The organism is Alteromonas sp. 4NH20-0056, from assembly GCF_057539655.1.
Map to the genome: position 1 here is coordinate 87,364 of NZ_BAAJLS010000012.1, position 20,903 is coordinate 108,266.

The following is a 20,903-nucleotide window of genomic DNA, read 5'->3' on the forward strand; positions in this document are numbered from 1 at the left end:
ATGTCTCGTCGAATTATGCTTATCCCTGTTGGCACCAGTGTAGGGCTTACCACCGTCAGCATGGGTCTTGTTCGCGCATTAGAAGAACAAGCGATTAAAATAAACTTTTTTAAGCCAGTTGCCCAGCCTCGTAAAGGCGACAATGGCCAAGAACGTTCAACGGCTATTATTTCTCACCACGCAAGTGTGTCGCCAATTACGCCATTTTCTCCCGATTATGTGGAGGAAATGATAAGTAACGACAATATCGATGAATTACTTGAAGAAATTATAGAGCGTTTTGAGAACCATCAAAAAGAAGATGCGGTTACGGTTATTGAAGGGTTAGTGACTACGCGACATCATCCTTACGCAGAGCGATTAAACTTAGCGATAAGTCGCGCGCTAGATGCTGATATTGTTTTTGTATGTGTGCCAAGTAACGATGACCCCGTTGATATAAATCACCGGCTGGAGATTATCGTCGATACGTATGGCGGCCATAAAAGTAAGAAAGTTGTGGGATGTATATTTAATAAAGTTAATGCCCCTCTTGATGAACACGGCAGGCTTCGTACCGACATTGGCGTGATTGATGCGCAAGAGCACGATGAATTAAGAAGTGAGGCACTGCGAACACTGCCTATTTTTTCCAAAGGGTTGAGTTTATTGGGTACCGTGGATTGGAGCGCTGAGCTTTTATCCCCTAGGGCCATCGATGTATGTAAACACTTAAAAGCACGTTTACTTAATGAAGGTGATATCGCGACACGTAGATTAAGTAGCGTGACGTTTTGTGCACGTGAAATTCATAATATGACCCATGCGTTGAAGCCTGGGGCGTTATTAGTACTATCAGGTGATCGAAGTGATGTGTTTGTATCAAGTTGTCTTGCCGCGTTAAACGGGACAAAAATTGGTGCGCTTTTGCTTACTGGCGGTTACGAGCCCGATAGCAATGTGATGACACTATGCCGTCAAGCCATGGAAACAGGGTTGCCGATAATGTTGGTCACTAATAACACATGGCAAACGGCACAAAGTCTTCACGCATTTAATCAAGAAGTGCCTGTTGATGACAGTCAGCGTATTGAAAAGGTCATGATCCATACTGCGGAAAGCTTAGATGCAAAGTGGGTCAGCTCGCTTACCGAAAAAGTATCGCGACAAAAAATGCTGTCACCCTCTGCGTTTCGATTTTATCTTACTAATCGCGCTCGCCAGGTTAACAAGCGTATTGTGTTACCAGAGGGCACTGAACCGCGCACGGTGGTTGCAGCATCAATTTGCGCTAAAAGAGGGCTCGCACGCCCGGTATTGCTAGGCGAAGAGGCGGAAGTACGCCGAATTGCAGAGCAGCAGGGGGTGGTTCTCGGTGAAGGGGTAGAAATTCTTGCTCCTAGTGCAATTCGAAATGATTATATTAAGCCTTTGGTCGACCTTCGTGGGCACAAAGGTGTTACCGATGTGGTTGCTGGTGAATTGCTGCAAGATAACGTTACTTTAGGGACGATGATGTTGCAGCGTGACGATGTCGACGGGTTAGTCTCTGGTGCGATCAATACAACGGCGAATACCATTAGGCCGGCATTACAGTTAATTAAAACGGCAGAAAATGCATCGTTAGTATCCTCGGTATTCTTCATGCTGCTGCCTGACAAAGTATTGGTATATGGCGATTGTGCAATTAATCCCGACCCTAATGCACAGCAATTAGCGGATATTGCTATTCAGTCTGCCACGTCTGCGCAAATGTTCGGGATTGAGCCGCGGGTGGCCATGATAAGCTACAGCACCGGCACGTCTGGCGCGGGCAGTGATGTCGAAAAAGTAAGAGAAGCAACAAAAATTGCCCAATCATTGCGTCCGGATTTACTCATTGACGGTCCGTTACAGTACGATGCAGCGGCGATTGAAAGTGTTGGTCGGAGTAAGGCGCCTAATAGCCCCGTTGCAGGTAGGGCTAACGTATTTGTTTTTCCCGATTTAAATACGGGTAATACAACCTATAAAGCGGTACAGCGTAGCTTCGATCTAGTGTGTATTGGGCCTATGCTACAAGGCATGAGAAAGCCAGTGAACGATTTGAGTCGCGGTGCGCTGGTAGACGACATTGTATTTACTATCGCCCTTACTGCTATTCAGGCTGCTGCCGACCGGTAATACTGTGTTTTACAAAAAAGAGAGCGCGAAATGCGCTCCCTTTTTGGTTTGTCCTTGGAAATACTACCGTAGCCTTACGCTTTTTGCGCCCTTAAATACAAAGCGGCCCCTAATAAAAGGGCAGTCAGAAACCATACAGATAAGTCTTGCATAAGGTAATAAGGGGTGAACCCTTTTGTTGCATCAACCGGTGCGCTGATATTTGCCTCCTCAAATTGGGGGAGCATAGCGGTAACGTTACCTTTAAAATCAATAAAAGCGGTGATGCCATTGTTGGTAGCACGAATGACGGGGCGTCCCATTTCAAGTGCTCTCATTCTAGCAATTTCTAAGTGTTGCGCGGGCCCATGTGAGTGCCCGAACCACGCATCATTACTTACTGTAACAATCATATCAGTGTCACGATAGATATTGGCGGCAACTTGTCGAGGAAAAGCAATTTCAAAACAAATCGCTGGCGCAAGATGAATACCATTTGCCACCAAATTCGCCTGCCTAAAATCACCTCTAGCAAAAGAGGACATGGGCAGGTCAAATAACGGAGCAAGTGGCCTTAGCCAATCCTCGAAAGGAACAAACTCTCCAATAGGCAGTAAGTGATGCTTGGCAAACCGATTGTTGTGAAAATATTGATAAGTAGGGGAGGAGGCGTCCGGAGTTTGTTTCCCCAATACAATTAAGTTGTTCCACGCTTCCTCGGTTTCCCAATTATAATTTACGATACCTGTAATAAGCGCTGTATTCTCGTTAAACGCTCTTTCGTTAAGTTCCACAAGATAAGACTGAGCGAGGGGCTCAAGTTTTGGGACGGCAGCCTCAGGCCAAATAATAAGGTCGTTACTCCATAGCGTTTCGGTAAGTGCCATGTATTTGCGCATTGTTGGGGCATCTTGTTCTGGTATCCAGCGTAAAGACTGAGAAATATTGCCTTGCGCCATGCCCACCGAATAGGTTCCTTTGACCTCTACCCAATGATGGTGTTGTAACACCCAACCGCTGGTATAAGTAACTAAGGTGACAAGGCCCGCTTGAAGTAATTTTTGTGTATTGGTTGCCACGCCAAACATTGCGGCACATATAATTAGAAGGGCGGTAATGCCAGTCTCGCCAATAACCGGAGCCCAACCCGCCAGCGGGCTGTCTATTTGGCTATATCCCAATGATAACCATGGAAAGCCAGAAAGCATCCAGCTTCTAAGCCATTCAGAGACTACCCAGAAAAAAGGTAATGCTAAGGGCCATAACCGTGATGGGAATAGGCGTAGCGTAAGTGCTGTTGCCAATGCCGGGTAAAGTGCCAAATAACTTGAAAGCAAGACCATCAGCCCGACGGACGCTATGATTGGAAGGCCGCCAAAATCCGCAATACTGACATGCACCCAACTGACCCCTACGCCAAACCAGCCTAAGCCGAATAACCAACCGGTTAAAAAGGGACGGTGTGATAGTTTGATCGTTTGCCGTAACGCCAGAGCAACTGCCGGAATAGCAACCGGCCAAAAACTAAAAGGGGCAAACGCAAAGGTAAGGCTTGCCCCGCTTAATAACAGCAATAAATAAGGAATGAAGCGTTTCAGCGTAACTACTCCAAAGAAGGGATTGAAACCTTTAACTGGATCAAGCGACGCTTGTCTGAGTTGGTTACTTTAAATTGAATGTCACCGATGGCAACTTCGTCATTAGTTTCAGGCATATGACCAAACGCTTTAAGCACGATGCCGCCAATCGTATCTGCCTCTTCTTCACTGAAAGACGTTTCAAAGAAACTGTTGAACTCATCGACAGGTGTTAACGCTTTTACTGAATACGTCGATTTGTTAAGAGGGCGGATATCACCAGTGCCATCTTCTTCAATGTCGAATTCGTCTTCAATTTCACCAACGATTATCTCGAGAATGTCTTCGATGGTAACAAGCCCAGATACGCCGCCATATTCATCGACGACAATTGCCATGTGATAACGTTGTTGGCGAAACTCTTTAAGTAACACGTCAACACGCTTGCTCTCGGGAACAATGACAGCTTGGCGCAATATGTCACGAAGATTGAATTCACGTTCGGCATTAAAAGCGAAACTTAATAAGTCTTTGGCAAGTAGAATGCCTTCGATGTGGTCTTTGTCTTCACTTATTACAGGAAAGCGGGAGTGAGCGGACTCAAGCATGACAGGTAAAAACTCTTCTACCTTTTGCTCTACATCTATTGTGGTCATTTGAGCTCGAGGGATCATTATATCCCGCACTCGCATTTCATTCACCCCAATTACACCCTCGATCATTTCACGAGTTTGGGGATCGATAATTTCGTTCTGTTCAGCGTCAGTAATTACCGAGACTAATTCTTCTTTGTTTTTCGGCTCGCCAGAAATCGAGTACTTCAGTTTGTTAAACCAACTCTTGCCTGATGAGCCGTTGGTAGAGTGAGGGTTGTCGTCGCTCATAATGTCCATTATTTAGTTAATTCATCGCCAACGTTAAAGGGCTTCTTGAAGCCCGTCAACGCTTTATTGGCGCTTAGCATAAATTGTTACGTTAACCGCACCCGTCATTCTTTAAATTTAATCTAGAGAATGCAGCGCGTTACTTTCACTAAACCTATGCTTCGTAGGGGTTTGCAATACCAAAATTTTTAAGTATTTGAATCTCTTTCGCTTCCATTTCGTCAGCATCATCATCGTCAATATGGTCGTAGCCCAATAAATGCAATATGCCATGTACGGTCATATGCGCATAGTGGTCTTCAACTGATTTAGACTGGATTTGCGCTTCTTGGCTTATAATCGGCGCACAAATTACCAAGTCGCCTAATAAGTTTATCTCAATACCAGGCGGAGCTTCGAAGGGGAATGACAGCACATTTGTGGGTTTATCTTTACCACGAAACTGTGAATTAAGCGCTTGGCTTTCCTCTTCGTTGGTAAAACGAACAGTAACTTCTTGTTCGCCAATGCCTTCGAATTGAAGAACGGAATTCACCCACTTTTCTAACAGTGAAGCCGAAGGTATCGCATTTGCGATAGCATCAATGCCTTCATACGCTTGCTGATAATCAATGATTGCGGTCACTGTCAGTTACCTGTTTGCGCTTGATTGGCTTTGTTTTCCTGCTCGCGCTGCAAGCGAAGCGCTTCTTCTTTTTTCTCTTTCTTTATTAATTCTTGCTCAGCGTCGTATTGTTCATATGCACGAACGATTCGAGCAACTACCGGATGGCGAACCACATCGTCTGCGTTGAAGAAATTAAACGATATATCATCAACGTGATTAAGTACTTCTATGGCATGGCGCAGGCCAGAGCGAGTGCCGCGTGGCAAATCAACCTGTGTAATATCACCCGTAATAACTGCTTTAGAATTAAAGCCGATACGCGTAAGGAACATTTTCATTTGTTCTACGGTCGTATTTTGGCTTTCGTCTAAAATGATAAAGGCGTCGTTTAGTGTGCGCCCGCGCATGTAAGCGAGAGGCGCTACTTCTATTACGTTGCGCTCCATTAGCTTTTCAACTTTTTCAAAACCCAGCATTTCAAACAGGGCGTCATAGAGTGGGCGCAAGTACGGATCGACTTTTTGAGAAAGGTCACCCGGTAAGAACCCTAACTTTTCGCCGGCTTCAACCGCGGGGCGAGTTAGTAGGATACGGCGTATCTCTTGGCGCTCAAGCGCATCTACAGCAGCGGCAACCGCTAGGTAAGTCTTACCCGTACCTGCAGGGCCAATACCAAACGTGATGTCATGGTTGATAATATTCGCGACATATTGTGCTTGATTTGGGTTACGTGGCTTTATTACACCGCGCTTGGTTCTGATGTTAATTTCTTTTCCGTATCCCCCCGTTGCATCTTTCTCAACAGCACGCGCTTCTTGAATAGCTAGATGCACTTGCTCTGCATCAAGGTCTGGAATGCGTCCCTTGACCGGCTGGGTTTCTACGTACAAAAGCTTAAGTAATTCAGTAGCACTGTTTATTTGCTGAGGCTCACCCAACACTTTGAATGCATTATTACGGTAGGTGATTTCTACGCCTAATCTGCGTTCAAGTTGTTTAATGTTGTCGTCAAAGGGGCCACATAAACTCGACAAACGCTTACTGTCTGACGGTTCTAATTCAAATTCGTTACTTACCAATGTACTCAAGCTTCTGTATTCCTCACTAAATTAAAAATAGGTTTAGGCGGGGTTAAATTGAGCCACGCCTAGCTCATTAGGTAAATCTGCCTGATGCTTTGCCATGATAGATTGGGGCGAAATGGCAACACGCAAGCCCATTTCACTCTCACGGCGAATAACATCGCCCCGCAACGAATTGGTAAATACGTCAGTAACCATCACGTCAACAAATTCGCCAATCATATCGGGTGTGCCTTCAAAATTAACCACACGGTTATTTTCAGTACGGCCAGACAGCTCCATCGGGTTCTTTTTAGACGGGCCTTCCACCAAAATTCGTTGCTCGGTACCCACCATGTGGCGCGCGATACGAAGTGCTTGTTGGGTAATGCGTTGCTGTAGCAGGTGCAGACGTTGCTTCTTAGTCTCTTCACTTACATCGTCTACTGCATCAGCAGCAGGCGTACCTGGGCGGGCACTGTAAATAAAGCTAAAGCTAAGGTCGTAATCTACTGCCTGAATTAAATCCATCGTCGCTTCAAAGTCAGCATCGGTTTCGCCAGGAAAGCCAATGATAAAATCACTCGATAAGCTGATGTTAGGACGAACCTTTTTAAGTTTACGCATTTTTGACTTGTATTCTAACGCCGTATGTCCACGCTTCATGAGGTTTAATATGCGATCTGACCCACTTTGAACCGGTAGGTGTAGGTGATCGACCAATTCTGGTATGGACGAGTATGCATCGATGATATCGTCTGTAAACTCAACAGGATGCGATGTGGTGTAACGAATTCTGTCTATTCCATCGATAGAGGCAACCAGTTCAAGAAGCTCGGAGAATCGACAAACGGTTCCGTCGTGATGTTCACCACGAAATGCGTTAACGTTTTGCCCCAACAGGTTTACTTCGCGAACACCTTGTCCCGCTAGCTGCGCAATTTCTAAAAGCACATCGTCTACAGGTCGGCTAACTTCTTCGCCGCGTGTGTAGGGCACAACACAAAATGTGCAGTACTTCGAACAGCCTTCCATGATTGATACAAACGCGGTTGGCCCTTCTGCACGAGGCTCAGGTAAACGGTCGAATTTTTCGATTTCAGGGAAGCTCACATCAATCACTGATTTAGCGCCGCCCTGAAGCTGATTAATCATTTCAGGTAAACGATGCAGCGTTTGGGGACCGAATACTAAGTCGACAAAGGGCGCGCGCTGACGAATAGTATCGCCTTCTTGCGAAGCAACGCAGCCACCGACGCCAATGATAAGTTCCGGTTTATCATTCTTCAGTGTTTTCCAGCGACCCAATTGATGAAACACCTTCTCTTGCGCTTTTTCACGGATTGAGCAGGTGTTTAAAAGTATCACGTCAGCGTCTTCAGGGGCGTCTGCCACGCTATAGCCGTGTGTAGAGTCGAGTAAGTCTGCCATTTTTTCCGAGTCATACTCGTTCATTTGACAGCCCCAGGTTTTGATATACAGCTTTTTAGTCATAACAACTATTCGATAACCTGTTAGGTTCCAGTAAGTCGTTGTTAGCGCGAGTGATACATGCAGGCACGTATTGTTTAACTATTGCACTAACAAACAAAGTTAGAGGAAGATGTTCAAAATAGCCGCATATTTTACCTGTTCTCCACCGAATTTCCCAGTGGATTCGCCAGATTGCTGTCTATTTAATCTTTGCAGTTACTACCAGTAAAGATTTTGATAGAGATTCAATAATTGCCAGTTAATATTGTAAGCAATTTGATCCAGCGCAGCCCTTAATCACGTTTTTGTTTCAATGACATAGGCATTTGCGACATAATACATCGGTACGCAGAGGAGAACGAATGTACGATTTTTGTATTAATGGTGGCGGAATGGTTGGGGCGGCATTGGCCCTTGGTCTTGCTCAGCAAAATTATAAAGTGGCAGTGATCGAGCCTGCAATGCCATTACCTTACAGTGTTGAAGATGGACCTGACTTACGCGTATCGGCGATAAGTGATGCCTCGGTGACGTTGCTAAAAGCGCTTGGTGCATGGCCATTCATTACTGCAATGCGCGTAAAACCTTACACGGGGTTAAGCGTGTGGGACAACCCTGAACACCGCACGGATTTTACGGCAGAGAGTATTGATGTTCCCCAACTGGGCTTTTTTGTCGAAAACAGGTTGTTGCAGTTAGGTTGCCATGAAGCACTTGCTAACTATACCAGTGTGACACGCTTCACGTCATCGAAAATAGCGCACATTGCGTTACCGCTTATAGAAGAGCGTGACGACGCCAAAAAGGTTACGGTGACGCTAGAAAACGATGATGTCATTGAAGCGCGGTGGCTTATTGGTGCTGATGGTGCAATGTCTCAAGTTCGCCGCTGTGCGGGTATAGGCACTTCAGGATGGCAATATGCGCAACAAGCCATGGGAATTACGGTGAAGATGAACAAACCCGTTTCACCGATTACTTGGCAGCAGTTTACACCACAAGGTCCAAAAGCGTTTCTTCCTATGTTTAATAACTTTGGCTCGTTGGTGTGGTACGACAGCCCAGAAAGGCTGAAGCAACTGAGCACCTTAAACGATGCGCAGTTAATGCAACAGATTATCGATAATTTTCCTGATGAGTTATTGAAGCACGACAATCGATTTACTATATGCGCAAAGGCAACGTTCCCACTTACGCGGGCGCATGCAAGCCATTACGTCACGGGGCGCGTTGTACTTATTGGCGATGCAGCTCATACCATAAACCCGTTGGCGGGACAGGGCGTAAACTTAGGTTTTAGAGATATAGAGGCCTTGTTAGCGGTAACGTCTGAAGGGCATGAGCTTTCATCTGAGCAATTTTATACAAACCTCAAAACGCACTATGAAGCACCTCGTCGCAGGGACAACGGTTTAATGATGTCGGCGATGGACGCGTTTTATGGCTTGTTTAGCAATGATATAGGCCCCATTAAGTGGGTAAGAAACCAGCTTCTTTCTATCGCGCAGCGTATCGAACCGGCGAAAAAAGAAGTATTAAAATATGCCATAGGAATGCGTGAATGGAAGTTCTAATCATATTAGCCGTATTGTTCGGTGCACTGTTTATCATTATTCCGCTTATAGAGCGTTCGAAAATGCGTATAAGCCAAGAAGACACTGCGAAATGGTCAAAATGGATTTGGCCATTAATGGGGGTTTTATTAATTGCCCAGTTGTTAAGGTTACTTTTCTCATAGCGTCAATTTGATGAATCAATGTGCTAAAGTCAACAATGACCAATATGGTAAATCAGTGTTATGTAAACGAGTGAGGCTGAGTTGACCACTGCCGAGAAAGGTCGAGCATGACTTTATCTACCATTTCTTCAATGTACTTGTCATCACCTTGCAACATTGCATAAGTGCGCAGCCCGACAAATTGATTTTGTAGCCAGTCTGCACTGCGAGCAATGGGCGTATCTTTGGGTAGGATATTGACGTCGACCGCACGTTTCACGATATCCGCAAAACCTTCTCTTAATATGCCCATGCCATCAATAACTGCTTTTTTTGCCATACTACCCAGTAGTTCTACTTCTGTTACCGACCTTACTAATAAGCATTGGCGCATAAAGCGTTGATCTTCTTGGCACGTTAACGCCGTCATAAAGAAAGCTCGCAGTGCCTTAATTGGTTCGGGTGACTCAGCAATCTCTTGCAGTGCACTTCGGCTTTGTTGTACGTAATGTTCAACAACTAGCTTGAACAGGCCCTCTTTACTTTGAAAACGTGCGTAGATACTGCCGGGACGCATATCTAGCGCGTCTTGGATATCTCTCATTCCTGCACCTTGGAACCCTTTTTTCCAAAAAAGTACGGTGGCTTTTTCAATGGTTTCGTTGTGTGCATATGTCATCAGAGCATACCTTATTCACTGTTAGTTTGAACAAGTGTTCAATTATCACTTGAACGATCGTTCAAGTAAACCTATTATTGTTAGCACATTAATACAGTGAAACTATTTTTTGCTGACGGGTAATAATACGGAGAACATATGAGCGAATTTACGTTGTACACCAAGGATACTGCACCAGAAGCGGCAAAGCCGTTAATCGATAATTCCGTAAAGGCATTTGGTATGCTACCAAATCTGCACGCGGTTATGGCTGAGGCGCCAACCCTACTTGAGGGATACCAAGTGCTTCATGATTTAGCGCAAAAGACATCGTTCGATGCTGATGAGTTAACCGTAGTATGGCAAACCATTAATGTAGAGCATGCTTGCCATTATTGCGTTCCTGCGCATACTGCGATAGCAAAAGGCATGAAAGTAAGTGATGCGCTTGTTGAAGAACTGAGAAACGACGAAGCCTTGTCTAACAATAAATTGAATACCCTAAAACAAACGGTATTAGCCGTAACACGTGGACGCGGACATATTAGTGAGCAAGATGTTAGTGCATTTTATAATGCAGGGTATGGACAGCAGCAGTTGCTAGAGATAATTCTTATACTGGCTCAAAAAGTGATGAGCAATTACACCAACCATTTAGCTGATACACCAGTTGATGAGCCGTTTAAAGCATTCGATTGGCAGCCAAAATAAGTCGTTAAAAAGGCGCTAGCCCATTTTTAACCCGTATAAAGCGCCCTCGTGGCGCTTTTTTATTATCAACGGTAGTGGCGTAAGCCGTTACGCGTACTGACTTAATACTCTCGCAATAAGAACAAATGTTGAAGTGTATATACATTTGATATATGTTTTTTGCCGAAGCATTGTCACCGAGCACAAACAGTAGTGAAAAACAAAGAAAAAGAAAAAAACAATAAAAACAATAAAAAGAAGAAAAACAGCCAGCTAATCATCCGCATAAATGATGAAGAGCGCGCTGAGTTTGTTGACCTGTGTGAAACGTTAGATACCTCGGCCGCGCGGGAAATAAGGCGTTTTATACGACATTTTGTAGAGAAAAATTCGACGAGTTAACCCTGCTATAAGGTTCGGCAACCTCCATGTAAAGCGGTAATCGTTCTGCTAAATTAGGCATTGCCATCGCTTTATCGTTTGAGGTGCTTTCTTAACACCGTAGTTAGCGCATTGTGGTCAACCGGCTTTGTTAAATAGTCATTCATTCCTGATGAAAGCGCATTGTTAATTTCATCAGGCATGACAGATGCAGTGAAGGCAATAATGGGGGCGATAACCTCTTTCTGCCTCAATGCCTTGGCAGCATCGGCACCCGACATTTCGGGCATTTGTAAATCCATGAGTATTAAATCGTAATTGTGCTGCGTTAGAAGCGCTATTGCCTCTTTTCCTGAACTGGCCAGTGTTACATTTACACCCATACTATCTAATAATGACTTCGCTACAATTTGATTTATTTCATTGTCGTCCACAACCAATATCGAGTGCTTATAATCACTAGGCGCGCCTGATGAAACAAAAGGTGAGGGTATCGCTAACCCTTTAATCTTCAAACCATCAACGGCAGTGGCTTTGACAGAGGGCGCGGAGGTATCAGACATTGTAGTAGCTTGCGATGTTATAGAAGATGACTGTTGTTCCGCGAGTGAAAACGGGAGAGAAACAATAAAAGTGCTCCCTTCATTATGTGCGCTCTCAACCGAGATTGTGCCCCCCATACTTTCCACTAAACTTTTTACAATTCGTAGCCCTAGACCTGTACCGCCATGTGTACGACTTATATTGCTATTTGCCTGAGTAAATGCGTCAAAAATAGTGGATAGTGCTAATTCTTCGATCCCCTCTCCAGTATCATAGACAGAAAGTGCTATGCGTTGGCTATCCTTGGATGCCTCTATACGTTGAAGTGAAACGGTGACACTACCGCGTTGAGTGAATTTAATTGCGTTGCTAACTAAATTATTCAGTATCTGCAACAGACGAACTGCATCTCCAACCACATCAGTGTTAACGGTCTTATCAATATCGACATTGAGCGAAATTCCTTTGTCCTGTGCCAGTTGAGTGTAAAATGAGATGCCACTTTTTACTGTAGCGACTAAATCAAACGGGATCGATTCAATGGTCAGCTTTCCTGTATTGAGTTTAGACATATCCAGCACATCATTTAATATGCGGTTCAGTGAACTACCCGACTGTTGAATTTTCTCTAGTTTAGGCCTCGCATTTTCATTTAATTCATTACTAAGCAATACTGATGTTAAGCCAAGAATGCTATTCAGTGGGGTACGTATTTCATGCGACATTGTCGCTAAAAACTGTGATTGCGCTGCAGATGCTTGTTTTTCAAGCGCTAAAGCACGATCAAGCTGGATTTTTTGGTTATTGCTTTCGACCAATGCTGCTTCTAAATGGCTGACAAGGCGGTAAATAAGTAGCGACATTACAATGTTTGTTACTGTTAATCTTAACCACAGGCCTTGGTCGTAAGGGGTGCCGTTGAGAGGAACAAGAAAGGTGCTTCCTGCTACGATAGGCATTGCGCTAATTTGCCACCAGCCAGAAAGAAAAACGATAGGAAATATCACAATTAATGGGATAAGCGTAGCAGGCAATATTCCGTTATTTAATACAATAATGGGGGCGATTGGTATGGCGACTAAAGCCCATACTTTCGCAATATTCTGCGCATGCTTTTCAAAATAAAGTGCTGCGCAGGATGTGAGAAGACACCACGCACTAAAGCTAAGCGCCAACATCGCATTTTGGGGCTGTGAAATAACAATGACAATACCAATGAGTACCGCAAACAGCGCCATTAAGCGAAAGCCCGAACGGCGCAGAGATAGCTTTACATCGTAATTCGGTGAGGGCAACTGTGATTCAGATAACACGTAATATCACCAATGAGTACAACACATGTAAAAATTAATGCTGTAAAAAGTATAGATGATATGGTGACTTTATATATTAATCCTTAGTCAAAGCCCTATTCCCTTATGTTGTTTTGCTGACAAGCTCAGTAGGAAAGGCTTTGTGTGATGTTTAAATCTTACACTTAAATACGTCCGAGACACCTATAATTACGTATTATTATTTGATAGATAATCAGTCGCGAGTTCTCACGATAAATAAGAGGAAAGGGTTTGTCTTCAATACATTTTTATCAACCAAAAGAGGGGCATGGCCTTGCCCATGATCCATTTAATGCCATTATTGCGCCGCGCCCTATCGGGTGGATTTCAACAAAGTCTAAAGACTGTGTGCTTAATGTCGCCCCTTACAGTTTTTTTAACGCGCTAAACTACACTCCGCCTATTATTGGTTTTTCAAGCGTAGGCGCAAAAGATTCGTTGCGTAACGCACAAGAAACGGGTGAATTTTGTTGGAATCTTGTATCAAAACCACTCGTTAATGCGATGAATAATACCAGTGCACCCTTGCCGCCCGAGCAAAGCGAGTTTTTTGATGCGGGACTTGAAACGGCGCCTTCGAAGCTTATTGATGCGCCACGCGTTAAAGCCAGTCCAGTAAGCTTTGAATGTAAGGTTACCGATATCGTACAGCTTAAAGATGCGAATGGTACACATTGCGAAAGCTGGTTTGTAATGGGTGAGGTGGTGGGTGTTCATATTGATCGCACCTTGATTGTAGATGGCGTCTACAAAACATTGCGAGGAGAACCGGTTATGCGTGGTGGCGGTGTTGGAGATTATTACACCATCGACGACAATAATCTGTTTGAATTGTTACGACCTTGAGCAGTGAAACAAAGTAAATAAAATGGGTTTTAATAAATCCGGTATTATCTTTTACGCTAAATACAGAAGTAAACAGGAACACGCATGTTGAACATGAACTTTGACGAACGAGCAGTCATCAATACTAATGATGCCGAGTGGGTCGCGTCTCCATCGAGCATGGTATGGCGCAAACCGCTAGAGCGCGAAGCAAAAGAGTCGGGCCACACGACTAGCGTGGTTAAATACGAAGCGAACGCGAGCTTTAAAGAACACAGTCATCCTCTAGGAGAGGAAATCTTTGTGCTGGAAGGTGTGTTTTCCGATGAACACGGAGACTATCCGGCTGGGACGTATATACGCAACCCTCCTGGCAGTAAACACAGCCCTTTTAGTAAAGAAGGCTGCGTTATTCTAGTTAAGCTCAACCAATTTGATAAACGAGACCTGCAGGAAGTGCGTGTTAATACGAACACCGCGCCATGGTTGCAAGGCCAGGGTGGCTTGAAGGTCATGCCGCTGCATAACTTTGAACACGAACATGTTGCACTGGTTAAGTGGCCGGTGGGAGAAGTATTTAAACCCCATAAGCATTTTGGCGGTGAGGAAATATTCGTACTGGCTGGCACATTTAAAGATGAACATGGAAGTTACCCTAAAGGAACATGGTTGCGTAGCCCCCACATGAGTCAACATCACCCTTTTGTAGACGACGAAACAATCATTCTCGTTAAGACGGGTCACTTGCCTATTGCGTTATAGCTTTTAACTTAACTGGGGTATCACTGCTAAAGCGCGAGTGACAAATGCAAAAAAGGGCTTCGGTAGAAGCCCTTTTTTATTTGAAGGTGCTGCATCGATGCAATGCTACCAAATGTTGTCTTCAGACTTTCCTTGAATGTCACAGTCGCCCGTTTTGTAGGTAACCTCTTCACCGCTATCTTTCTTCTTAAAGTAATCTTTACTTATCGAAACGATAGTAGGGGTCATCCATACAATTGCAGTAATATTAATCACTGTCATTAGGCCTAATGCCATGTCAGCCATTGCCCATACTTGTGGCAATGCGGCTTGTGCACCCCAGTAAATCATACCTAGGTAGCCAATCGTATAGGCTGCTCGACCCGCTCGGTTATCAAGTTTAAACATATGAAGGTTACTCTCCCCATAGGCATAATTCGCAACCACCGACGTAAAGGCAAATAAGCTAATTGCAGCGGCAACAAAATCAGTACCGCCTTCACCTAAATGACTGCTCATCGCATCCTGTGTGAGTCGAATGCCTTCCATCTGATCAGAGCTAGAACCGCCAGCCAGTAAAATTATAAATGCAGTAGAGGTACACAGCACCATGGTGTCTAAAAACACGCCAAGCATTTGAATATAGCCCTGAGAGACTGGATGATTAGGGTTGGGGACTGCACTGGCTGCAGCATGTGGTACTGAGCCGCTTCCCGCTTCATTTGAGTAAAGCCCGCGTTGAATACCATTTTTAATCGCAGCGCCTAATGCGCCCGCCCCAGCTTCTTGTAGACCAAATGCAGATTTTATAATGTCTAGCAGCATTGCAGGTAATTCTGAAATGTTCATAAAGGTAATGGCTAATGCAACGAGTACGTAACCTATCCCCATGAAGGGAACGACATATTCTGCGAACCGCGCGATACCCCGTAGACCACCTACCACTATTAATGCTGCCAATACGATGATGACAACACCGACATACTCACTAGGAAATGCGTAAGCATTATTAAGGGCGTCGGTAATGGTATTGGCTTGTACAGCGCTAAATACGAAGCCGTATCCAAAGAAAAGACATAACGAGAATGCGACCGCTAACCACGTTTTATTCAAACCTTGTTTGATGTAGTACGCAGGGCCTCCGCGAAACTCGCCATTTTCGTCTCGGACTTTATATAACTGACCAAGCACGCTTTCTGCAAAGCCGGTGGCCATGCCTAATAGCGCAATCATCCACATCCAAAAAATAGCACCAGAGCCACCGAGTGAAATCGCGACGGCCACACCCGCTAAATTTCCTGTACCTACTCGTGCTGATAAACTCGTACATAACGCCTGAAAGGAGCTTATTCCTTCCTTTGTCGCTGTCGTGCTTCCTTTTAATAAAGAAAACATATGGCCGAAGTGACGTAGCTGTACACCTCCTAGTTTTACGGTAAACCAAATACCACAGGTTAACAGCATTATAATTAATACTTGGCCGTCGCCCCACAAGACGTTGTTTACCGCCGAAACGAATTCGTTTATCACGCACTTTCCTTCATTGTTATTGTCATTGGGCGCTTAAGAGAAGTCCGTTTGAAACGTGGTTTCAAAGCGTAAGCCCAATAGTATTGATAGCAATAGTAGCATGAGTGAAAATAGAAGTGGGTAAGAAAAATAGGCCGTATTATTACCTTTAATAATGACTTAGGTAATTAGGCTATAGAAAAGATATAGGGGCTAGGGGCAATAAAAAAACCGCTCTAGTGAGCGGCTTTTTTGAATATGGCTGGGGTAGCAGGACTCGAACCTACGAATGGCGGGATCAAAACCCGCTGCCTTACCAACTTGGCTATACCCCAATGGTAATGTGCAAGCGATGCACGGCGCTACAATTATAAAATCGGCGCAGAAACGACACGTTATAAAACACCGGTAAACGCTAGTTGATAGCGAAATGTCTACACTTATCGAAAAAGATGGTGGCTACGGCGAGATTCGAACTTGCGACCCCATCATTATGAGTGATGTGCTCTAACCAACTGAGCTACGTAGCCGATTTGCATATTCAGCAAAAAACCGCCCAAATGAGCGGTTTCTTAGAATATGGCTGGGGTAGCAGGACTCGAACCTACGAATGGCGGGATCAAAACCCGCTGCCTTACCAACTTGGCTATACCCCAATTTTGGTGCGGAAGGAGAGACTTGAACTCTCACGCCGTGAAGCACTGGAACCTAAATCCAGCGTGTCTACCAATTCCACCACTCCCGCATAGACACTAGCTGTACAAATTATTGGCTGGGGTAGCAGGACTCGAACCTACGAATGGCGGGATCAAAACCCGCTGCCTTACCAACTTGGCTATACCCCAACAATGGTGCGGAAGGAGAGACTTGAACTCTCACGCCGTGAAGCACTGGAACCTAAATCCAGCGTGTCTACCAATTCCACCACTCCCGCGCAGCTAGACACTCCTAACAGAGAATATGAGAATTGGTGGCTACGGCGAGATTCGAACTTGCGACCCCATCATTATGAGTGATGTGCTCTAACCAGCTGAGCTACGTAGCCTTTCATTTCTCTTCCCTCTCAGGAAGTGGCGCGTATTATGCGTATATGGTCGCCTACCGTCAACCCCTTTTTTGCTAACTTTTTTTAAATGCTCAATATGTGTGCGCTGAGGCACAATTTACATTCAAAACGCCGAGAATTTAAGCAAAGAGGAGGCTTGGCGAATAGGCGTTACCCGCGAGATGACGTGATTTTTGTTTGGTAATAACATACATCTATAGGCCGTGGCGCGTACGTTTTGTCATGGAAAAACGGGTTGTCTAAGTGACGACCTGTTGTCGTTCTAGTCTGATATTCTTCGTGGGATGGACGTTGAACGTAATAATGTATCTCGTTGCTTGCCCCTATTGATGCGTTATGTATTTTACTATTTTCAGTAAGCGCTTTTAGAACGCCGCCATTTTCAATGCCGCCTCTTGGAAGTTGTTGTAATGCGGTCATGCCTTTAAGCACTCGCCCAATAACAGACATGTTTCGGTCTAAATGGCGGGGGGCTTGTCCAATGACAATGTAAAGTTCGGTACTGGCAGTGTCTTTTTCACTGTTTCTTGCAAATGCGACCGTCCCGGGGCAGTGCACCCCCCACATTTCTTTGCGCTTACTATCTACACCAACTGCAAACCCATCTAGAAAGCCTGTTGCAGGAGCAAACATATCATTAGTTTCGACGATGTGAACGTCATCTGAGATTGGTACAATAAACTCTGCCCGAAGTGGCGATAACAAAGATGGCGGAAACCCAGTACTATCATGCGTATCATTACTTCCAGCTTGCGCTACAAACCCTTCGACCACTCTATAGAAGTATTGATTGTCGTAAAACCCTGCTTTTATCAGTGACGCAAATCTTGCTACGTGTTGAGGGGCAAGCGTTGGGTGAAGGGCAATAACCACATCGCCATAGAGGGTATTAAACGTCACGAGATGTTCGGCGGGAACCGCATACCAATCAGTTGATTCTGAAGGAGAGGGCGCGTCATCATCGGCATGCGCATTACAGCTGACCGCAATGCTTAAAAATATGAGCAGTAAACATTTTATCGCGAGGGAATGAGGTGTTTTAGTAAGGAGAGAAAAAGTCGACATCGGTGTGCTCTGCAATAAAAGTATGCGTTTGTTATAGCAGGACTTTACGTGCAATCACAAATAAAAAAGCCGCTATTAAGCGGCTTTAAAAAAATGACGTGGCAATAATGCTCTACACGTTAAATCTGAAGTGAATAACATCACCGTCTTTAACGATATAATCTTTACCTTCTAAACGCCATTTGCCCGCGTCTTTAGCACCTTGTTCACCGTTAAATTCTACGAAATGATCGTAACCAACGATTTCAGCGCGAATAAAACCTTTTTCAAAGTCGGTATGAATTTTACCTGCTGCTTGTGGGGCCGTTGAGCCTTCAGGGAAAGTCCACGCGCGCACTTCTTTAACACCGGCAGTGAAATACGTTTGAAGTGTCAATAAGCTGTAACCTGAACGGATTACACGGTTAAGGCCAGGCTCTTCTAAGCCCATATCTTGCATGAACTCTTCGCGCTCATCGTCTTCAAGTTCAGCAATGTCAGACTCGATAGCAGCACAGACCGCCACAACGACCGCGTTTTCAGCAGCTGCAATCTCGCGAACTTCGTCAAGGTAAGGGTTGTTTTCAAAACCATCTTCATTAACGTTAGCTACGTACATGGTTGGCTTTAGCGTAAGCATATTCATGTAGCTAATGGCGTTTAATTCTTCTTTAGTCAGCGATAAAGAACGAAGCAATAAACCCTCGTCTAGGTGTGGTTTAATTTTTTCTAGTACTTTTAGTTCGTACTTTGCTTCACTATCGCCGCCTTTTGCACGTTTCGCAACGCGATGTAATGCTTTCTCTGTAGTTTCTAAGTCTGAAAGCGCTAACTCGGTGTTGATTACGTCGATATCGTCTTTAGGACTTACGCGACCGGCAACGTGCACAATATTTTCGTCGTCGAAGCATCGAACAACATGACCAATAGCGTCTGTCTCACGAATGTTTGCTAAAAACTTATTGCCAAGCCCTTCACCTTTTGAAGCGCCTTCAACAAGCCCAGCGATGTCCACGAATTCCATTGTGGTAGGAATAACGCGTTGCGGTTTAACGATTTCAGCCAACTTGTCCAAGCGAAGATCAGGCACAGGAACAACACCGGTGTTTGGCTCGATAGTACAAAACGGGAAGTTAGCCGCTTCAATACCTGCTTTTGTTAATGCATTAAAAAGTGTTGATTTACCTACGTTTGGTAGGCCAACAATGCCGCATTTAAAACCCATGTTATGGACCCTTGTTTGGAAAAGTTATATCAGGCTTAAACTGACGCTTTATGGGCGTGCAGTCGGTTTTGCGCTTGCTTAAGGTCTTCTTTAAGCAGAATTTCAGTACACCGAACGGCTTCGTCTATCGCGCTATCAATGGCGGATTTTTCGTCAGCGGGTGGTTTACCGAGTACATGGCCAGTCACGCGGCTTTTATGCCCAGGATGACCGATGCCGATACGCAAGCGTAAAAAATTCTTATTGTTACCCAATTTAGCCACAATATCGCGAACGCCGTTTTGACTTGAACTGCCGCCCACTTTGTATTTTGCTACACCGGGTGGTAAATCGAGTTCGTCAAACGCCACTAATATTTGCTCTGGTTCTATGCGATAAAAATTAGCAAGTGCTGCTACACCTTGGCCACTTTTGTTCATAAAGGTAGTTGGATATAACAAACGAACGTCTTTACCGGCAATGGTAATGCGTGCTGTCTTACCGAAGAACTTAGATTCTGATTTTAGGGGGGCGTTATAGGCATCGGCAAGCTGGTTAAGAAACCATTCACCGGCATTGTGTCGAGTATTATCATATTCGGGGCCTGGATTACCCAGGCCCACGATTAGGCGAATGTCAGCCAAGAGGATTATGCCTCTGGAGCTTCTTCTTCGCCGTCTTCTTCTGATTCAGCTGCTTTAGGAGCAGGCTTAACAGTTACTACAGCAAGGTTGTGTGCTTCGTCGTCTTTTCCAAGCTCAACAGAAGTTACACCAGCTGGTAGTGTTAGGTCAGACAAGTGAAGTGTTTGACCCATTTCAACAGCAGCCATATCTACTTCTATAAACTCTGGAAGATCTTTAGCTGGGCAAGTAACTTCGATTTCAGTTACGTGGTGCTCAGCAATACCGCCAGCTTTAACAGCTGCAGATGCTTCTTCGTTTACGAAGTGAAGAGGTACGTTAGTGTGTACGTCTTGACCAGCGATAACACGTTGGAAATCGATGTGCATGATTTTTGGCTTGTACGGGTGACGTTGCATGTCTTTAACCAATACTTCTGTTGCTTTTCCGTCAACGTTCAAAGTAAGAACGTGTGAGTAGAAAGCTTCAAACTCAGAAGCTTGAAAAAGTTTGTTATGCGCTAGCATGATAGAAGCTGGTGCTTCTTCACCACCGTAGATGATACCAGGCACTTTGTCTTCGCGACGTAGGCGGCGGCTCGCACCTTTCCCTAGGTCTGTGCGAGCAGAAGCGTCTAGGTTAAAAATTGCATCAGACATTGAATGTCTCCAAAATTATATAAGTTATGGGGTAGGTTTTTGCGACCAAAACCTACGGTTAAATACGTGTAAATGAGTAGCCTCGCGGATAGCAAATTACACAGCCCGAAATTCAAGGGCGGCGAATTCTACCACTGCACCCCATAACTTACAATTGAAAGGCAAATAAAAAAGAGGCGCTAGGGC

At 44.8% G+C, this 20,903-nt stretch carries 19 protein-coding genes and 7 tRNA genes; 7 read left to right on the forward strand and 19 right to left on the reverse strand.

The genetic code is table 11. The features are described from left to right. Nucleotides 1-2,142: a phosphate acetyltransferase gene (gene pta, locus AC27EZ_RS16665; protein ID WP_487136409.1), complete on the forward strand. Its 2,142-nt coding sequence runs from the start codon at nucleotides 1-3 to the stop codon at nucleotides 2,140-2,142. Between the two features lie 74 nt (nucleotides 2,143-2,216). Here the strand turns inward: pta and lnt are convergent, their stop codons facing one another. The 5 genes from lnt to miaB all read right to left on the reverse strand — a co-directional run bounded on the left by lnt (nucleotide 2,217) and on the right by miaB (nucleotide 7,744). Then, on the reverse strand, nucleotides 2,217-3,707 hold the full coding sequence (gene lnt / locus AC27EZ_RS16670; RefSeq protein WP_487136427.1) for an apolipoprotein N-acyltransferase: 1,491 nt from the start codon (nucleotides 3,705-3,707) through the stop codon (nucleotides 2,217-2,219). Between the two features lie 17 nt (nucleotides 3,708-3,724). Continuing rightward, a complete protein-coding gene (corC, locus tag AC27EZ_RS16675) occupies nucleotides 3,725-4,582 on the reverse strand; it encodes a CNNM family magnesium/cobalt transport protein CorC (RefSeq protein WP_487136428.1) in 858 nt (285 codons plus the stop codon). A 154-nt stretch (nucleotides 4,583-4,736) separates the two neighbouring features. Further along, a complete protein-coding gene (gene ybeY, locus AC27EZ_RS16680; RefSeq protein ID WP_487136410.1) occupies nucleotides 4,737-5,207 on the reverse strand; it encodes an rRNA maturation RNase YbeY in 471 nt (156 codons plus the stop codon). Nucleotides 5,208-5,209: 2 nt separating this feature from the next. After that, the gene (locus AC27EZ_RS16685; protein WP_487136411.1) at nucleotides 5,210-6,277 is read right to left on the reverse strand and encodes a PhoH family protein; all 1,068 of its coding nucleotides are present in this window, start codon (nucleotides 6,275-6,277) and stop codon (nucleotides 5,210-5,212) included. Between the two features lie 33 nt (nucleotides 6,278-6,310). Further along, nucleotides 6,311-7,744 (reverse strand): tRNA (N6-isopentenyl adenosine(37)-C2)-methylthiotransferase MiaB, encoded by a 1,434-nt coding sequence (miaB, locus tag AC27EZ_RS16690; protein WP_487136412.1) that lies wholly within the window; start codon nucleotides 7,742-7,744, stop codon nucleotides 6,311-6,313. Nucleotides 7,745-8,085: 341 nt separating this feature from the next. On the opposite strand from miaB, the gene AC27EZ_RS16695 reads away from it, so the two are divergent. Together AC27EZ_RS16695 and AC27EZ_RS16700 are read left to right on the forward strand one after the other, a co-directional pair. Continuing rightward, nucleotides 8,086-9,297: an FAD-dependent monooxygenase gene (locus tag AC27EZ_RS16695; RefSeq protein ID WP_487136413.1), complete on the forward strand. Its 1,212-nt coding sequence runs from the start codon at nucleotides 8,086-8,088 to the stop codon at nucleotides 9,295-9,297. Then, nucleotides 9,285-9,461 carry a hypothetical protein gene (locus AC27EZ_RS16700; RefSeq protein WP_487136414.1) on the forward strand — a complete coding sequence of 59 codons (177 nt, stop codon included), beginning with the start codon at nucleotides 9,285-9,287 and terminating at the stop codon, nucleotides 9,459-9,461. Before AC27EZ_RS16695 ends, AC27EZ_RS16700 begins: the two co-directional genes overlap by 13 nt. 58 nt (nucleotides 9,462-9,519) lie before the next feature. On the opposite strand, the gene AC27EZ_RS16705 is transcribed toward AC27EZ_RS16700, so the two are convergent. Further along, entirely contained in the window at nucleotides 9,520-10,119 is a 600-nt protein-coding gene (locus AC27EZ_RS16705) for a TetR/AcrR family transcriptional regulator (protein ID WP_487136415.1), read from the reverse strand. 138 nt (nucleotides 10,120-10,257) lie between these two features. On the opposite strand from AC27EZ_RS16705, the gene AC27EZ_RS16710 reads away from it, so the two are divergent. Continuing rightward, entirely contained in the window at nucleotides 10,258-10,809 is a 552-nt protein-coding gene (locus tag AC27EZ_RS16710; protein ID WP_487136416.1) for a carboxymuconolactone decarboxylase family protein, read from the forward strand. Between the two features lie 192 nt (nucleotides 10,810-11,001). Further along, on the forward strand, nucleotides 11,002-11,190 hold the full coding sequence (locus AC27EZ_RS16715; RefSeq protein WP_487136417.1) for a hypothetical protein: 189 nt from the start codon (nucleotides 11,002-11,004) through the stop codon (nucleotides 11,188-11,190). 71 nt (nucleotides 11,191-11,261) lie between these two features. On the opposite strand, the gene AC27EZ_RS16720 is transcribed toward AC27EZ_RS16715, so the two are convergent. Then, nucleotides 11,262-13,025: a response regulator gene (locus AC27EZ_RS16720; protein WP_487136418.1), complete on the reverse strand. Its 1,764-nt coding sequence runs from the start codon at nucleotides 13,023-13,025 to the stop codon at nucleotides 11,262-11,264. Between the two features lie 252 nt (nucleotides 13,026-13,277). On the opposite strand from AC27EZ_RS16720, the gene AC27EZ_RS16725 reads away from it, so the two are divergent. Beyond that, complete coding sequence (locus tag AC27EZ_RS16725; protein WP_487136419.1) at nucleotides 13,278-13,892, forward strand: flavin reductase family protein; 615 nt, start codon at nucleotides 13,278-13,280, stop codon at nucleotides 13,890-13,892. Between the two features lie 84 nt (nucleotides 13,893-13,976). Then, the gene (locus tag AC27EZ_RS16730) at nucleotides 13,977-14,633 is read left to right on the forward strand and encodes a cupin domain-containing protein (RefSeq protein ID WP_487136420.1); all 657 of its coding nucleotides are present in this window, start codon (nucleotides 13,977-13,979) and stop codon (nucleotides 14,631-14,633) included. A 105-nt stretch (nucleotides 14,634-14,738) separates the two neighbouring features. Here the strand turns inward: AC27EZ_RS16730 and AC27EZ_RS16735 are convergent, their stop codons facing one another. The 12 genes from AC27EZ_RS16735 to AC27EZ_RS16790 all read right to left on the reverse strand — a co-directional run bounded on the left by AC27EZ_RS16735 (nucleotide 14,739) and on the right by AC27EZ_RS16790 (nucleotide 20,717). After that, nucleotides 14,739-16,142, reverse strand: coding sequence for an alanine/glycine:cation symporter family protein (locus AC27EZ_RS16735; protein ID WP_487136421.1), 1,404 nt, complete (start codon nucleotides 16,140-16,142; stop codon nucleotides 14,739-14,741). A 238-nt stretch (nucleotides 16,143-16,380) separates the two neighbouring features. After that, nucleotides 16,381-16,456, reverse strand: a tRNA-Gln gene (locus AC27EZ_RS16740). A 118-nt stretch (nucleotides 16,457-16,574) separates the two neighbouring features. Next, nucleotides 16,575-16,651, reverse strand: a tRNA-Met gene (locus AC27EZ_RS16745). A gap of 50 nt (nucleotides 16,652-16,701) precedes the next feature. Then, nucleotides 16,702-16,777 (reverse strand) — tRNA-Gln (locus AC27EZ_RS16750). Nucleotides 16,778-16,781: 4 nt separating this feature from the next. Beyond that, a tRNA-Leu gene (locus AC27EZ_RS16755) sits at nucleotides 16,782-16,866 on the reverse strand. A gap of 24 nt (nucleotides 16,867-16,890) precedes the next feature. Beyond that, nucleotides 16,891-16,966 (reverse strand) — tRNA-Gln (locus AC27EZ_RS16760). Between the two features lie 4 nt (nucleotides 16,967-16,970). Beyond that, nucleotides 16,971-17,055, reverse strand: a tRNA-Leu gene (locus tag AC27EZ_RS16765). Between the two features lie 34 nt (nucleotides 17,056-17,089). Beyond that, a tRNA-Met gene (locus AC27EZ_RS16770) sits at nucleotides 17,090-17,166 on the reverse strand. 171 nt (nucleotides 17,167-17,337) lie between these two features. Beyond that, nucleotides 17,338-18,252, reverse strand: coding sequence for a peptidylprolyl isomerase (locus tag AC27EZ_RS16775; RefSeq protein WP_487136422.1), 915 nt, complete (start codon nucleotides 18,250-18,252; stop codon nucleotides 17,338-17,340). A gap of 112 nt (nucleotides 18,253-18,364) precedes the next feature. Continuing rightward, nucleotides 18,365-19,456 (reverse strand): redox-regulated ATPase YchF, encoded by a 1,092-nt coding sequence (gene ychF / locus AC27EZ_RS16780; RefSeq protein ID WP_487136423.1) that lies wholly within the window; start codon nucleotides 19,454-19,456, stop codon nucleotides 18,365-18,367. A gap of 35 nt (nucleotides 19,457-19,491) precedes the next feature. Continuing rightward, complete coding sequence (pth, locus tag AC27EZ_RS16785; protein WP_487136424.1) at nucleotides 19,492-20,079, reverse strand: aminoacyl-tRNA hydrolase; 588 nt, start codon at nucleotides 20,077-20,079, stop codon at nucleotides 19,492-19,494. A gap of 5 nt (nucleotides 20,080-20,084) precedes the next feature. After that, the gene (locus AC27EZ_RS16790) at nucleotides 20,085-20,717 is read right to left on the reverse strand and encodes a 50S ribosomal protein L25/general stress protein Ctc (RefSeq protein WP_487136425.1); all 633 of its coding nucleotides are present in this window, start codon (nucleotides 20,715-20,717) and stop codon (nucleotides 20,085-20,087) included. Nucleotides 20,718-20,903 lie beyond the last annotated feature (186 nt).